This is a genomic window from Massilia sp. 01N410, assembly GCF_056399665.1.
The window spans coordinates 137,222-151,776 of sequence record NZ_JBFTRV010000009.1; the positions used below are offsets into that span (position 1 = coordinate 137,222).

The window sequence follows — 14,555 nt, forward strand, 5'->3', positions numbered from 1 at the left end:
GGTTTTACTATACGGCCGCGCAAGATAAAATAAAAATAAATATTTCTTGGACTTCGATAAGGTAAAGCTTATGTATCCTGCCAGCTTCAAGCAATTGCAGGCCCTCGTGCTGGTCGCGCGCCACCAGAGCGTCTCGCGGGCCGCGGAAGCCATGCACGTCACGCAGCCGGCCGTGTCCCTGCACCTCAAACTGCTGGAAGAGGCGGCCGGCGTGCCGCTGACCCGCCGCCAGGGCCGCAACATCCAGATGACGGCCGCCGGCGAACTGCTGGTGGGCTATGCCGAACGCATCCTCGGCTTGTGGGAAGAGGCGGGCGACGAGATCGCCGCGCTCAAGGGCGTGACCAGCGGTACCCTGCGCATCGGCGCGGTGATGACCGCCGAACACCTGCTGCCGCCGATGCTGGTGCGCTTCACGACGGGGCGCCCGCACGTGCGCATCAAGCTGCAGGTCGGTTCACGGCCGGAAGTGATCGGCATGCTGAGCCGCGACGAGATCGACCTGGCCATCATGGGCACGCCACCGCGCGAATTCCCGACCAGCGCCAGCCGCTTCGCCCGTCACCCGATGGCCTTCTTCGTCGCCCCCGGCCACCCGCTGCTGGCGAAGGCGGCAGTAAGCCTCGACGACATCGCCGCCGATAACCTGCTGGTGCGTGAGCGCGGTTCGGGCACGCGCGCTGCCATCGACCGCCTGTACGAGGACGAAGGCGTGCCGCTGGCGATCGGCTCCGAGCTGTCGAGCAATGAGGCGATCAAGCAGATGACGGCGGCCGGCCTCGGCGTCGGCTTCCTGTCCGTGCACGCCTGTACGCTGGAGGTCAGGAATAATCTCCTCAGCGTGCTGCGGGTGCCGGGCGTCAAGGTCCAGGGCGACTGGCACGTGATGCACAAGGCCGCGCGTGCGATCCCGACGGTGGCCGCCTCCTTCCACGAATTCATGGTCGAGCACGGGCAGCAACTGATCTCGGACGAGCTGGAAAGCTTCGCCTGGGGCTGAGGCCTGCGAATCAGGGCTGCAGGACGTATCCGCCGGGCGCGTCGCCCAGGCTCTCGACCGGAGCCGGGGGCGCCGTCAGCGGACCGGCACGCGCAGCCAGCCAGGTCTCCCAGGCCGGCCACCAGCTGCCTTCGTGGTGCTCGTTCGCCGCCTGCCAGGTGTCCGGCGCAACGTACGGGGCGTCGTGGGCATGCGAAGCGATCTGGTAGCTGCGCCTGGGCGTGCCGGGCGGCGACACCACGCCGGCATTGTGGCCGCCGGTGGTCAGCAGGAAGGTGACGTCGGTATCGGTCAGCGGCACGATCTTGTACACCGAATGCCAGGGCGCCACGTGGTCGGTCATGGTGCCGACCGCGAAGATCGGGATATGGATGTCGGTCAGCGCCACCGCGTGGCCGTCGACGATGTAGCGCGCGCTGGCCAGGCTGTTCTTCAGGAACAGCTTGCGCAGGTATTCGGAGTGCATCCGGTAGGGCATGCGGGTGGCGTCGGCGTTCCAGGAGGCGAGGTCGTTGTCCTTGTCGGGAATGTCGAGCAGGTAGTGGCGCAGCCGCCGCGACCAGATCAGGTCGTTCGAGCGCAGCAGCTGGAAGGCGCCGGCCATCTGGCGGGTGTCGAGGTAGCCCTGCTGCCACATCACGGCTTCCAGGAAGGCGACCTGGCTGTCGTCGATGAACAGCGAGAGCTCGCCCGGTTCCGTGAAGTCGACCTGGGCCGCCAGCAGGGTCATGCTGGCCAGGCGCCGGTCATGGTCGCGCGCCATCGCCGCCGCCGCGATCGCCAGCAGGGTCCCGCCGAGGCAGTAGCCGCAGGCGTTGATGTTCGCCGCGCCGGTCTGGGCGGCCACGGTGTCGAGCGCCGCCATCACGCCGAGGCGCCGGTAATCCTCGAGCGAGAGATCGCGGTCCTCGGCGTCCGGGTTTTTCCAGGAAACCATGTACACGGTGTGGCCGTGCTCGACCATGTAGCGCACCAGTGAATTCTCCGGCGACAGGTCGAGGATGTAATACTTCATGATCCAGGCCGGCACGATCAGCAGCGGCACGGCGTGGACCTGGGGCGTCTGCGGGTCGTAGCGGATCAGCTCGATCAGGTGGTTTGCCATCACCACCTTGCCGGGCGTGACCGCGACGTCGCGGCCAGGGCGAAAAGTGACGGCGGCGGTGCCGGCCAGCCCGCGGCGCAGGTCGCCGGCCGCGCGCAGGGCGCCGTGCAGCAGGTTTTCGCCGCCGCTGGCGAGGGTGGCCTGCTGCGCCACCGGGTTGGTGGCGATGAAGTTCGAGGGCGCCAGACCGTCCAGCAGCTGGCGGGTGAGGAAGGTGACGACGTCGCGGTGGTGGGGCGACAGGCCGCGCACGCCGCTGGTGGCGCGGTGCCACCACATCTGGGTCAGCAGGAAGCCCTGGCTCATCTGGTTATAGGGCCAGGTGTGCCAGGGAGGGTCGCTGAAGCGCTTGTCCTGGGCCAGCGGCCGCACCGGTTCCTCGCCATTGCCGAGCAGGGCGGCGGTGCAGTAGCGCAGCCAGTCCTCGACGCTGGTGGCGGCCTGCATCGCCAGCTCCATCTGCTTGGCGGGCGACAGCAGCAGGTGGACTGCCCAGTCCTGCCAGGCCGCGGCCAGGGCCGCCGGCGACACATAGCCGGTCATGCGGCCCAGCCAGGCATTCAGGGCGAGGTCGACGTGGGCGTGCTCGACGCTGGATTCGGGGTAACGCGGCGGGATGCCGCCCTGCCAGGCGCTGGCTTCGCGCATCTGCTCGCTGGGCGGTATGTCGGGACGGGCGTTCATGGCGGCGACCTTTCGGAAGAGGGCATGAGTTCGACCAGAACTGGGCGGTAAAGTGCCGCGCGCTGGTGAAGTTTCCGTATACACACAGTACGTACAACAAGGATAAGTTTGTGTCGCGGAAATTTATTGCGTTACAATGTCGCACGAATTTTCCGCTCAGGCTGTTTAAACGTGTTCGGTAAAACTAAACTGCTCCCGCTGGCGCATTGTATCGCCCTTTCCCTGATCGCCTTCGATGCCCGGGCCCAGGCGTCCGCGCCCGATCCGCGTGATCTCGGCGACCTCAGCCTGGAAGAGCTGGCCAACATCCAGGTCACCTCGGTGTCGCGCCGCCCGGAAGCCTTGTCGGGAGCCGCTTCGTCGATCTTCGTCATCACCGGCACCGAGATCCACCGGGCCGGCGCCGCCACCTTGCCGGAAGCCCTGCGCCTGGCGCCCAACCTGCAGGTGGCGCGCGTCGATGCGCGTAACTACGCGGTCACGGCGCGCGGCTTCAGCAGCGCCTTCGAGAACAAGCTGCTGGTGCTGATCGATGGCCGGACCGTGTATTCGCCGCTGTTCTCCGGCGTGTTCTGGGACGTCCAGGATGTGGTGCTGGAAGACATCGACCGGATCGAGGTCATCAGCGGGCCCGGCGCCACCCTGTGGGGCGCGAATGCCGTCAACGGCGTCATCAACATCATCACCAAATCGGCGGCCGGCACCCAGGGCACCCTGGTGAGCGCCAGCGCCGGCAAGGACGAGCGCAACGGCGCGGTGCGCCATGGCGGCGCCCTCGGCAACGGCGGCCACTACCGCGTCTACGGCAAATACGCCGCCGACGACGACGTCGACCGCGAGAACGGCGCCCGCAGCCGCACCGGCTGGCGGCGCCAGCAGGCGGGCTTCCGCGCCGATTGGGGCGACGCGGCGCGCGGCGCGACGGTGCAGGGCGATGTCTACGACGGCAAGCTGCAACAGGCCGGCACCGCGGATATCGCGGTGCGCGGCGCCAACCTGCTCGGCCGCCTCAGCCGGAGTTTCGCCGGCGGCTCGACCGCGACCCTGCAGATGTACTGGGACCATACCGAACGCGACCAGCCGCTGGCCTTCGTCGAGCACCTCGACACCCTCGACCTGCAGCTGCAGCACGCGGTAGGCCTGGGCGAGGGCCATCGCCTGGTCTGGGGCGGCGGCTACCGCTGGGGCCACGACCGCGTCGACAACGGCGCCGCCTTCGGCTTCCTGCCGGGACACCTGAACCTGCACTGGGCCAACCTGTTCGCCCAGGACGAGTTGGCCCTGCGCGACAACCTGCGCCTGACCGCGGGCCTCAAGTTCGAAGACAACAACTACACCGGCGTGGAGGTGCTGCCGACCCTGCGCCTGGCCTGGAATCCGCAGCCGTCGACCCTGGTGTGGGGCTCGCTGTCACGCTCGGTACGCGCGCCTTCGCGGATCGACCGCGACCTGTATTCGCCGAGCCGGCCGGCGCTCGTCGGCGGCGTGCCGCAATACGCGATCGCGGGCGGCCCGGACTTCGAATCCGAGGTCGCCAACGTGTTCGAGCTCGGCTACCGCGCCCAGCCGCTGCCGGCGCTATCGTATTCGGCCACCGCCTTCTTCGGCCGCTACGACAAGCTGCGCACCATCGAGCCGAACCGGCATGGCAGCGGCTCGGTGTTCCGCAACCTGGCCGACGGCCGTACCCGCGGCATCGAAGCCTGGGCCAGCTGGCAGGCCGGCAAGAACTGGCGTCTCTCGGGCGGCGGCGTGGTGCAGCGCATCGACACCGCCGTCAACCCCGAGAGCCGCGACCTGAGTGGCGCCACCGGCCTCGCCACCAGCGATCCCAGCCATTACTGGATGCTGCGCTCCTCGCACGACCTGGCGGACAACCAGGAGCTGGATGTCACGCTGCGCCACGTCGGCGCGCTGCCCAGGCCGGCCGTGCCGTCCTACACGGCACTCGACCTGCGCTACGGCTGGCGCATCCGCAAGGGCCTCGAGCTGAACCTGATCGGCCGCAACCTGCTGGATCCCCGGCACGCCGAGTCCGGCGCGGCCGGCGTGCGCAGCAGCTACGAGCGCGCCGTCCTCCTCAAGCTGGTCTGGAACCTGTAAGCCGTGCGACCCCTGCGCATCCTGTTCAGCAGCGCCTTCCTCGCCGGAGTTTGCCTGGCGGGCGCCGGCCTGGGCGCGGCCGCCGGTGCCGCCGCGGCCGGCGCTCCCATCGTCGCCAGCGAGGAAAAGGTCGAGGCGGCCTACTTGCACAAATTCCTGAATTACGCGGAATGGCCGCCGGCCGTGTTCCCGCAGGCCGACAGTCCCTACGTGATCGGCGTGGCCGGCGACGACACCGTCGCCGACGAGCTGGCGCGCATCGCCGCCGGCCGCAGCGTCAACAACCGCGGCGTGGTGGTCAAGCGCCTGCTGCCGGGCGACGCCGTCAACGAGCTGCACATGCTCTTCGTCGGGCGCGGCGAACGCGGCCGGCTGGCCCAGTGGCTGCGCCCGGCGAAGGGGCGGGCGATCCTGACCGTCACCGCCTTTGACGGCGCGCTGGATCAGGGCGCAATCATCAACTTCCGGACCGTCGACGACCGGGTCCGCTTCGAAGTCTCCGTGGACGCCGCCGAGCAGAGCGGCATCCACCTGAATTCGCGACTCTTCAGTGTTGCGACCAATGTGGTGAAAGGAAACCATTAAGCATGTTCGGCGCCGTAAAACAATCGATCTCCCGCAAGCTGGTGCTGGGCGTATTGGTGACCACCCTGACCGCGCTGCTGGTCGCCTGCGCCTCCATGCTGGTGCTCGACGTCCACAACTACCAGACCGGCTGGGCCGACGACCTGCGCGCCCAGGCCGACATCCTGGCCGAAGTGACCAAGCCGGCCCTCGAATTCAACGACGCCGGCGTGGCCCGGGAAAACCTGCTGCAGCTGCGCGCGCGGCCGCCGATCGTCACCGCCGCCATCTACCGCCCGGACGGCAAGGTGTTCGCCAGCTATGCCAAGGCCCCGCAGGACCTGGCGCGCCTGCCGAAGCGCCTGCCGCGCCCCGGCCAGACCATCGACGGCGGCAAGATCGACGTCGCCACGCCGATGCTGCGTAACGGCGAGCTGGTCGGCACGATCTACGTCGAGGCCGAATATCCGCTGATGGCCCAGGTGCAGCGCTACCTGTCCATCCTCGCCGCGGTGCTGGGCGGCAGCCTGCTGGTGGCCATGCTGATGTCGAGCTGGCTGCAGGCAGCCATCATCAAGCCGGTGCTGGCGCTGACCGACGCGGTCGACCGCGCGATGCGCAAGCGCGACTTCTCGACCCGTGTGCCGAAGACCACCGAAGACGAGGTCGGCGTGCTGGTCGACGCCTTCAACGGCATGCTCGGCGAAGTCGGCGAGCGCGCCAAGGCGCTGGAAGAATCGCATGCCCGCATGCAGCACGAGATGGACGTGCGGGTCGAGGCCGAGGATGCCGTGCGCCAGCTGAACAACTCGCTGGAAGAGCGTATCCGCGAACGCACCGCCGAGCTGGAAAAGACCCACGCCCAGCTGCGCCAGTCGCAGAAGCTGGAGGCGATCGGCCAGCTGACCGGCGGCGTGGCCCACGATTTCAACAACGTCCTGCAGGTCATCGCCGGCAACCTGCAACTGCTGCAGATGTCCCTGGCGGGCAATCCCGAGGCCCAGCGCCGCCTGGAATCCGCGGCCTTCGCGGCCGACCGCGGCGCCAAGCTGTCGTCCCAGCTGCTGGCCTTCGCGCGCCGCCATCCGCTGCAGCCGGTGGCGACCAATATCGGTCGGGTACTGCGCGGCATGGACGACCTGCTGCGCCGCGCGCTCGGCGAATCGGTGCAGATCGAGACCGTGGTCGCCGGCGGCCTGTGGACCACCCTGGCCGACCCGCACCAGCTCGAGAACGTGATCCTGAACCTGGCCATCAACGCGCGCGACGCCATGAAGGGCGACGGCCGCCTGACCCTGGAACTGAACAACGCCATGCTCGACGACAACTACGTCCTGCACGAGCCGGAAGTGGCGCCCGGCCAGTACGTGATGCTGGCGATCTCGGACACCGGCTGCGGGATGCCGCCGGAGGTCATCGCGCGCGCCTTCGAGCCCTTCTTCACGACCAAGCGCGAAGGCGAGGGCACCGGCCTGGGCCTGTCGATGGCCTATGGCTTCGTCAAGCAGAGTAACGGCCACATCCGCATCTACAGCGAAGTCGGCAGCGGCACCACCATCAAGATCTACCTGCCGCGCTCGATGCAGCCGGAAGTCGAGCTGCCGAACCTGCGCAACGCGCCGGTGCTGGGCGGCTCGGAAACCATCCTGGTGGTCGAGGACGACCTGGCGGTGCAGGCCACCGTGGTCGACATGCTGCAGGGCCTGGGCTACCGCGTGCTGAAGGCCAGCGACGGCCAGGGCGCGCTGACCATCCTGCAGAGCGGCATCCCGGTCGACATGCTGTTCACCGACGTGGTCATGCCGGGCCCGGTGCGCAGCATCGAGGTGGCGCGCCAGGCCAAGCAGATGTTGCCGGCCATCGAAGTCCTGTTCACCTCCGGCTACACGCAGAACGCCATCGTGCACGGCGGACGCCTCGATCCGGGCGTCGAACTGATCAGCAAGCCCTACCGCCGCGACGAGCTGGCGCGCAAGATCCGCCAGCTGTTCGCGGCGCGCAAGGAGGCTGCCGTGGCGGCGCCGGCGCCGGCCTTGCCGCTCGAACCGGCGCCGCCGATTCCGGCTCCGGCTGCCGATGAGGAAGCCGCGCCGTCGAGCGCCGCCCGGCCGATCTCCATCCTGGTGGTCGAGGACAACCAGGACGCCCGCGCCATGCTGTCCGAGCTGCTGCTGGTGCTCGGCCATGCGGTGGAAGGCGCGGGCAGCGCCGAGGAGGCGCTCGAGATCCTGGCCGAAAGACAGTTCGACATCCTGCTGACCGACCATTCGCTGCCCGGCATGACCGGCCTCGAACTGGCGCGCACGGTGGCCGACCGCGGCATGGGAATGCGGATCATCTTCTCATCCGGCTACGGCGCCCCGGATACTCCGGGCCTGGCGGTCAAACCGTCTTTCCTGCCCAAGCCCTTCACCCTGGCCGCGCTGCAGCAAGTACTGGATGAGGCCACCTGCGCGGACGGCGCTTGAGTTCGGGCGGATTCAGGATATGATTCCGGTGGTGTACTCGACAAAAGGAGGCATCGCCATGGAAACCTCGAACGTCCTGCATCCCGCCACCGACGACCAGGGCAAGCTGCTGCTGCGCGTGCTGCTCGCCGTCCTGCTGCTGTTCCATGGCGTTTCCAAGCTGATCGGCGGCATTGGTATGATTACCGGCATGCTCGACAAGCTCGGGATCCCTCATGTGGTCGGCTATGGGGTCTACGTGGGCGAGGTGATCGCCCCGCTGCTGATCCTGGTCGGCCTGTTCACCCGCGCCGCCGCCCTCGTGGTCGTGATCAACATGATCGTCGCGCTGATGCTGGTGCACACCAAACAGTTCTTCACCCTCAACGAGACCGGCGGCTGGGCGCTGGAGCTGCAGGGCATGTACCTCGGCGCCGCGGTGGCCGTGGCCTTGCTGGGCGCCGGCCGTTACAGCCTCGGCGGCGCGGCGGGGCGCTTCAACTAAAATGGATCTTTTGCGGTCGACGCCGTGAACCACCGGCCCTGATCCGGGTATCAACGGTGCCAGTCAAACCCGCGCATGCGGGCCAGACGGCAATCCATTGACCAACCGGAGGGGCTTATCATGAAGAGGATGTCCACACCACTGGCCTGTGCGCTCGGCGCGCTGGCCTTCGCCGGCGCGCAAGGCGCCTGGGCGGGCGAATTCTACAAGCAGCGCAACCTGGTCTCCGACAGCAGCCAGATCCGCGCTGAAAATAACGACGCGCACCTGATCAACGCCTGGGGCCTTGCCTTTAACCCCTTCGGCGTGGCCTGGGTGGCGGACAACGGCACCGGTTTTTCCACCCTGTACGACGGCGACGGCAAACCCCAGACCCTGGTCGTCACGATCCCCGGCACCGGCAAGCAGACCGGCAACCCGACCGGCGTCGTCTTCTACGGCGGCCCCGCCTTCGTCGTCAGCAAGGGGGCGGTGTCGGCACCGAGCCGCTTCCTGTTCGTCAACGAGGACGGCGGCATTTCCGGCTGGGCACCGAGCGTCGACCTGAACCATGCCGTGCGAGTGATCGACAACGGCGCCAGCCAGGCCGTCTACAAGGGCATGGCGGTCAGCGCGAACGGCCGCGGGCCCCTGATATACGCGACCGACTTCCATAACGGCAAGATCGACGTCTACGACGGCAGCTTCAAGCCGGTCACCCTGCCGGACCGCCCGTTCTTCGATCCGAACATGCCGTCGGGCTTCGCCCCCTTCGGCATCCAGGCCATCAATGGCGACCTCTACGTCAGCTACGCCAAGCAGGACGCCGATCGCCACGACGACGTGAAGGGACGCGGACTCGGCTTCATCGACGTGTTCGACCCGGACGGCCGCCTGGTGCGGCGCCTGGCGTCGAACGGCGCCCTCAACGCGCCCTGGGGCATGGCGCTGGCGCCGGCCAGCTTCGGCAAGTTCAGCAACCGTCTGCTGGTCGGGAATTTCGGCGACGGCAGGATCAATGCCTATGACCTCGACAGCGGCCGCTGGGTCGGGCGCCTGAAGGGCATGGACCACAAGCCCGTGCATATCGACGGCCTGTGGGGCATCGCCTTCGGCAACGGCCTGCAGAACCAGCCGATCGACACGCTGTTCTTCAGCGCCGGGCCGGCCGGCGAGCAGCATGGCCTGTACGGACGGCTCGACGTGGCGCCGGGCAACGAGTACGACGACATGAACGATGCCGAGTAGCAAGGTCGGGTAGTCGGCTGGTGCGGGCGGGGCCGTATAATCTTGCAAATTTACAATAACGGCCCTCCGACCCATGCCCTTGTCTTCCGCGATCCTGCCGAGTTTCGGCGCCCTGGCCCTGGCCGTACTGCTGCTGTGGGCGCCGCCGATCCGCGGCCGGCGCGACTGGACCTGGTGCACCGGCCTGGCGCTGGTCTGCCTGGCGGGCATCGCCACCGGCAGCCTGGACTGGCGGGCGCCGCTGTTCGTGGGCGGCTTCGCGGCCCTGGCCTGGCAGGCGCGCGAGGCGCAACAGACCTGGCTGCGGACAGCCTTGCTGCTGCTGACCGGCTTGTCCGCCTTCCTGTTCGCCCTGCACCGGGTGCCGGGCTTCTTCAATCCGGTGCTGGCGGAGGGCATCGTGTTTTCCAGCGGTGCGCCGGCGCTGACCTTGCGCCTGAACTACGACACCGTGGTGGCCGGCATCGTGCTGATGGGCGTGTTCTGCCGGCCGCTCCGGACCGCAGAAGAGTGGCTGGCCATGCTGCGCCGCGCGTGGCCGGTGCCGCTCGCGACCCTGGCGGTGGTGCTGGGCGTCGGCCTCGCGCTGGGCTATGTGCTGCCGGACCTCAAGTGGACGCCGTATTCGGCGGCCTTCCTGGCGATGAACCTGCTGTTCACCTGCGTGACCGAGGAAGCCTTCTTCCGCGGCCTGCTGCTCGAACGCATGGCGGCTGCGATGCAACGCTGGCGCGCCGGCGCCGCGCTGGCACTGGTGCTCAGCGCCGTGCTGTTCGGCCTGGCGCACGCGCGTGGCGGGGCGCCGCTGGTGTTGCTGGCGACCGTTGCCGGGCTGTTCTATGGCTGGGCCTACCTGCGCGCGCGGCACATCGAGGGTGCGATCCTGACCCACTTCGTCCTCAACGCCGTGCACTTCCTGGCATTTACCTATCCGGCGCTGGCGCGCTGAGCGGCGTCCACCGTCACCAGGCGCTGGATGTCCTCGAGACGGCGGCCGCGCGTGTCGATGCCCTTGCGAGCCAGCAACACGGCGGCGGCCAGCATCGGCACGGCGATGACCAGGGCCGACAGCGAGACGTCCGCGAACAGTCCCACCACCCCGAGGCCGGCGCCGACGATGCCGCCCAGCTTGGAACTGGCGGCGATCACGCCGGAGCCGGTGGCGCGCAGGTGCACCGGATAGATCTCCGACGCGTAGGGAATCAGGGTGGCGATCACGCCGCTGGCCGAGACCAGCAGGGCGCAGGTGGCGATCGCCAGGGCGGTGGTCGAAGCGATGCCCATCCAGCCGAGCAGGAAGAAGGCCAGCAGGCTGGCGGCGCTCAAGGCGATGAAGGCGACCAGGGTCATGATCGAGCTCCAGCGGTGATAAAGCCAGATCACCAGCAGGGTGCCGGGCAGGGCGAGGAAGGCGGCGCGCGCCAGCAGGGAGGTGGCGGTGGCGGCATCCATGCCCATGGCGCGCAGGTTCATCGGCAGCCACAGCAGGAATCCGAAGTTCGCCAGCCCCCAGGCCACGCCGGCCACGCTCATGCCGATCGTCAGCGGCGCATAGCCGCCGCGCAGCAGTTCGCCGATACCGGAGCCGGCCGCCGCCGGCGCGCCGCTCGCGGCCGGGCCAGCGCCCGCATCGCGGATGCTGCCGGCGAAGCGGGCCAGCACCGCGCGTGCCTCGGCATGCAGGCCGTTACTCGCAAGAAAGCGCGGCGATTCCGGCAGCAGGCGGCTGAGCAGGATGATCACGGCGCCGGTCGGCAGGCCCAGCAGCCACAGCACGCGCCAGCTGTACGAAGGTTCCAGCAGGCTGGCGGCGCCGGCGGCCACCAGGTAGCCGGCCGAGTTGCCGATGCCGCCCAACGCCACCAGCAGCCAGCCGCGGTGGGCCGCCGGAATCATCTCGGCCATCAGGGTGAAGGTGATCGGCAGCAGGCCGCCGGCCGAGGCGCCCATCAGGAAGCACATCGCCAGGTTCCAGCCGAAGGACGGCATGGCGCCGCAGATGGCGGTGCCGATGAACATCAGGGCGGACAGGAGGATCGTGGCGCGGCGGCCGTAGCGGTCGGCGATCATGCCCCAGGCCACCGAACCGACCGTGGTGCCGGTCAGGGCGACCAGGGCCAGGAAGCCGGCATTCTGTTTGCTGAGGCTGTATTCGCTGGTCATCCCCGGCATCACGAAGCCGAGGGTGGCCGGTTTCATGACGTCGATGGTGAGGGCCACCACCAGCACCAGGACCAGGCTCCAGTGGCGGCGGTTCAGCGGAATGCCGTCCGCCACCTCGAACTGCAGGGGGGCGTGGCCGCCGCCGTGCGCGCGCAGGCGCCCGAGGCGGGGCATCAGGCCGTAGGCGGCCAGGACCAGGCCCAGTGGAATCAGCGCCATTCCGGCCAGCATCGCCGCATCCATCGGCATGCCGACCATGCGGTAGCCCATGTGGGAAGCGCAGACGAACATCGGAATGTGGGCGAGGACGCCGGCAACGATGGCGAGGGTGCCGATCCAGAAGGCGAAGGGGGAGTGAAAGGTCAGGCCGTTCTGCTTCATGGGGCTTCCGGAAGAACACAGCGGTGCGGGTGGAAGCGCCGATTATACCGACGTGCAACTGACGTATGACAACTTAATGGAGGGCCTCAAGGGGTGGCTTCGCCCAGGATGGTCTCGCGGATCCGCTTCCAGTTCGCCAGGAAGGCGCCGACCTCGGGCGCCTCGCTCTCTTTCCGCTGCAGCATGCCGGCCATGGCCCGCGTGGTGCCGCCGTTCAGGTACCAGCTGAGCGGCGGCTGGCGGGCATCACGCGTCCAGGGGTAGCGCAGTTCGACCACGCGGCCGGCGCCGCAGCCGCCCAGCAGGCGGGTGGTTTCCTCCTCGGCGGCCTGGGCGCGCGCGTTGCGGGTCTGGTAAAGGGCGTAGAAGGGAAGCGACAGCTCGGGCACCGGCGGCACGACCTTGTCGCCGGGGCGCAGGCGCGCCTGCCAGGGCATGCGCAGGCCGACCGACAGGGGGCGCGGCGCCGGGCCGGCGGCGGCATCGCGCAACTGGGCGCCCGTCGGGCAGATCCATTGCGACTGCGTGGCCGGCTCGTTTTCGATCACCAGCACCACCAGCTGTTCGAGCTTGATCACCCCCAGCGTCAGGATCTCGCGGATCATCGCGTTGAGCGTGGCCGCGCCCGAGTTCTCGAAGTAGCCGCCGTCGACCAGGTAGTCCCAGCGCTGGCCGCCGATGGTGGACACCAGCGCGGCCGGGCTGATGTAGGGAAAGCGGGCGCTGTTATGGACCGCCTGGGCCAGGGTCAGGCGGGTGGTGTCCAGCGCCTGGTCGCCCGGCGGGCGGGCGAACAGGTCGTAGGCCTGGGGCGGCAGGAAGGCCAGGTTCGACTGCAGCACCCGGCGGCCTTCGCTGGCCGAGGTGGTGTTGAACAGCAGCCGCGGCAGGCCGGCCGCGTCAGATCCGGGCGCCAGCAGGGGACGGCTGAACCAGTCGTGCGCCGGCGACAGCGGAAAGCGCTGGGCCCAGCCGCGTTGCCAGGCGCCTTCCAGCGCCAGCGAGCGGTCGCAGGCGCGGCAGGGGAAGGGCCAGAAGCGGGCCAGCAGGTCCGGATAGAGCAGGTAGCCGACCAGCGGCGCGAGGTAATCCTGGCCGAGGAAGGCTTCGACCCGGTCGGCCGTGAGGTCATAGTTCGGATCGCCCACCGCCAGCGAGCCGGCGAAGGCGGCCAGGCCCAGGCTGCCGCCGGAGACGCCGCTCATCGCATAGATGTTGGGTGCGAAGCGCTTGCCCTGGCTGCGCGCCTGGCGCTCCAGTTCCAGCAGCAGGGTGCCGGCCCAGAAGGCCGCGCGCGAGGCGCCGCCGGCCGCGGCCACCAGGTAAACCGGTTCGCCGCCATGGACTCCGCGCGCCGCCTGCCAGGCGCGGAAGTCGTCGGCCAGCGCCGGGCGCCGGACGGCCAGCGGCGGGCCGCCGTTGCGGGCCACGAAGTGGTTCTCGTTCGAGATCGAGGACAGCAGGACCGCGAACAGCGGCAGCAGGGCCAGCGAGGGCCAGCCGGCGGTTTTCGGCAGGTAGACCAGGATGATGCTGCCGAACACGGTCCAGGAGCCGAAGGCGAACAGCAGCAGGGCCGGGGCGCCGAGGAGACGCGAGGCCGTCTCCCGGCCGATGCAGACCGCCGCCAGCACCATCCCGGACACGGCGAACATCAGCAGCATCGCGGCCAGGCTGATGCGCGGCGTGCGGTGGGTGCGCGCCCAGGCCTTGTCCGCCAGCGCCTGCCGGCCCAGCCAGCGGTTCAGGAGGCGCCGGCGCCGCACCGTCAGCGCCACGAACAGGCCGGTGTACAGGGCCGGGACCAGCCAGGCGCCGGGCGGCGCGTCCGGCAGCGCGAACCAGACCGTGATCGGGACGCAGGCCAGCAGGCCGAGTCCGCGCGGCAGCCAGGTATTGGTGGCGGCGGCGAAGCGATGGCTGGCGCACTGGCCGACATTGTCGACGGCGAAGCGCTTGGCCAGCAGCAGCCGCGCGCAGTACCAGGCCGTCAGCGACCAGTAGACGAGGGCCGCGATGAAGAACCAGTAGCCGGCGTTGGCCCACACCACGTCCCTGGTCTCGTTGAAGTTGCCGAAGGCGCCCAGGGCCTCGCGCGCCTGGGGGACCATGAGCAGGATGATGTTGCCGGCGACGACCGTCAGCACCGGATAGAAATTCAGCAGCAGGGTGCGGCGCAGGAAGGTGAAGCGGGTGACATGGTTGCCGCGGCCGCGCGAGCGCCGGCGCGGAGCGGCCGGCTCGCGCAGCCGCTCCCCGCCCATGTCACGCTCCCCGACCTCCGTCCGTTCCGGCATCCTCCGTCTCCCTTCCTGTTGCCTCTCCATGATCATACGGGCAGGGCCGCCGCCGTGGAGCGTTTTCCGAGCAGTGGCT

The 14,555-nt window shown here is 69.1% G+C and carries 10 protein-coding genes; 7 read left to right on the plus strand and 3 right to left on the minus strand.

Going from position 1 to position 14,555, the window contains the following annotated elements; all coding sequences use genetic code 11:
- Positions 1 to 70: 70 nt before the first annotated feature.
- Positions 71 to 1,000 carry a LysR family transcriptional regulator gene (locus AC1DOP_RS14385; protein ID WP_442122092.1) on the plus strand — a complete coding sequence of 310 codons (930 nt, stop codon included), beginning with the start codon at positions 71 to 73 and terminating at the stop codon, positions 998 to 1,000.
- Between the two features lie 10 nt (positions 1,001 to 1,010).
- Here the strand turns inward: AC1DOP_RS14385 and AC1DOP_RS14390 are convergent, their stop codons facing one another.
- Positions 1,011 to 2,789, minus strand: a complete 1,779-nt coding sequence (locus AC1DOP_RS14390; protein WP_477251883.1) for a PHA/PHB synthase family protein — start codon at positions 2,787 to 2,789, stop codon at positions 1,011 to 1,013.
- Between the two features lie 171 nt (positions 2,790 to 2,960).
- On the opposite strand from AC1DOP_RS14390, the gene AC1DOP_RS14395 reads away from it, so the two are divergent.
- The 6 genes from AC1DOP_RS14395 to AC1DOP_RS14420 all read left to right on the plus strand — a co-directional run bounded on the left by AC1DOP_RS14395 (position 2,961) and on the right by AC1DOP_RS14420 (position 10,584).
- Positions 2,961 to 4,892: a TOL_0244 family TonB-dependent receptor gene (locus tag AC1DOP_RS14395; RefSeq protein ID WP_442122094.1), complete on the plus strand. Its 1,932-nt coding sequence runs from the start codon at positions 2,961 to 2,963 to the stop codon at positions 4,890 to 4,892.
- A 3-nt stretch (positions 4,893 to 4,895) separates the two neighbouring features.
- Positions 4,896 to 5,477 carry a TOL_0243 family YfiR-like periplasmic protein gene (locus AC1DOP_RS14400; protein ID WP_477251885.1) on the plus strand — a complete coding sequence of 194 codons (582 nt, stop codon included), beginning with the start codon at positions 4,896 to 4,898 and terminating at the stop codon, positions 5,475 to 5,477.
- Between the two features lie 2 nt (positions 5,478 to 5,479).
- Entirely contained in the window at positions 5,480 to 7,924 is a 2,445-nt protein-coding gene (locus AC1DOP_RS14405) for a sensor histidine kinase, YfiR-like protein-associated (RefSeq protein WP_477251887.1), read from the plus strand.
- A gap of 58 nt (positions 7,925 to 7,982) precedes the next feature.
- Positions 7,983 to 8,408, plus strand: coding sequence for a DoxX family protein (locus tag AC1DOP_RS14410; protein ID WP_442122097.1), 426 nt, complete (start codon positions 7,983 to 7,985; stop codon positions 8,406 to 8,408).
- A 120-nt stretch (positions 8,409 to 8,528) separates the two neighbouring features.
- Positions 8,529 to 9,635, plus strand: a complete 1,107-nt coding sequence (locus tag AC1DOP_RS14415; protein ID WP_442122098.1) for a TIGR03118 family protein — start codon at positions 8,529 to 8,531, stop codon at positions 9,633 to 9,635.
- Between the two features lie 73 nt (positions 9,636 to 9,708).
- Positions 9,709 to 10,584, plus strand: coding sequence for a lysostaphin resistance A-like protein (locus AC1DOP_RS14420; RefSeq protein ID WP_477251890.1), 876 nt, complete (start codon positions 9,709 to 9,711; stop codon positions 10,582 to 10,584).
- Here AC1DOP_RS14420 and AC1DOP_RS14425 read toward each other — a convergent pair.
- Entirely contained in the window at positions 10,563 to 12,179 is a 1,617-nt protein-coding gene (locus tag AC1DOP_RS14425; protein ID WP_477251892.1) for an MFS transporter, read from the minus strand. The genes AC1DOP_RS14420 and AC1DOP_RS14425 overlap by 22 nt on opposite strands.
- Positions 12,180 to 12,265: 86 nt before the next feature.
- Entirely contained in the window at positions 12,266 to 14,476 is a 2,211-nt protein-coding gene (locus AC1DOP_RS14430; RefSeq protein ID WP_477251894.1) for a hypothetical protein, read from the minus strand.
- Positions 14,477 to 14,555: the final 79 nt, after the last annotated feature.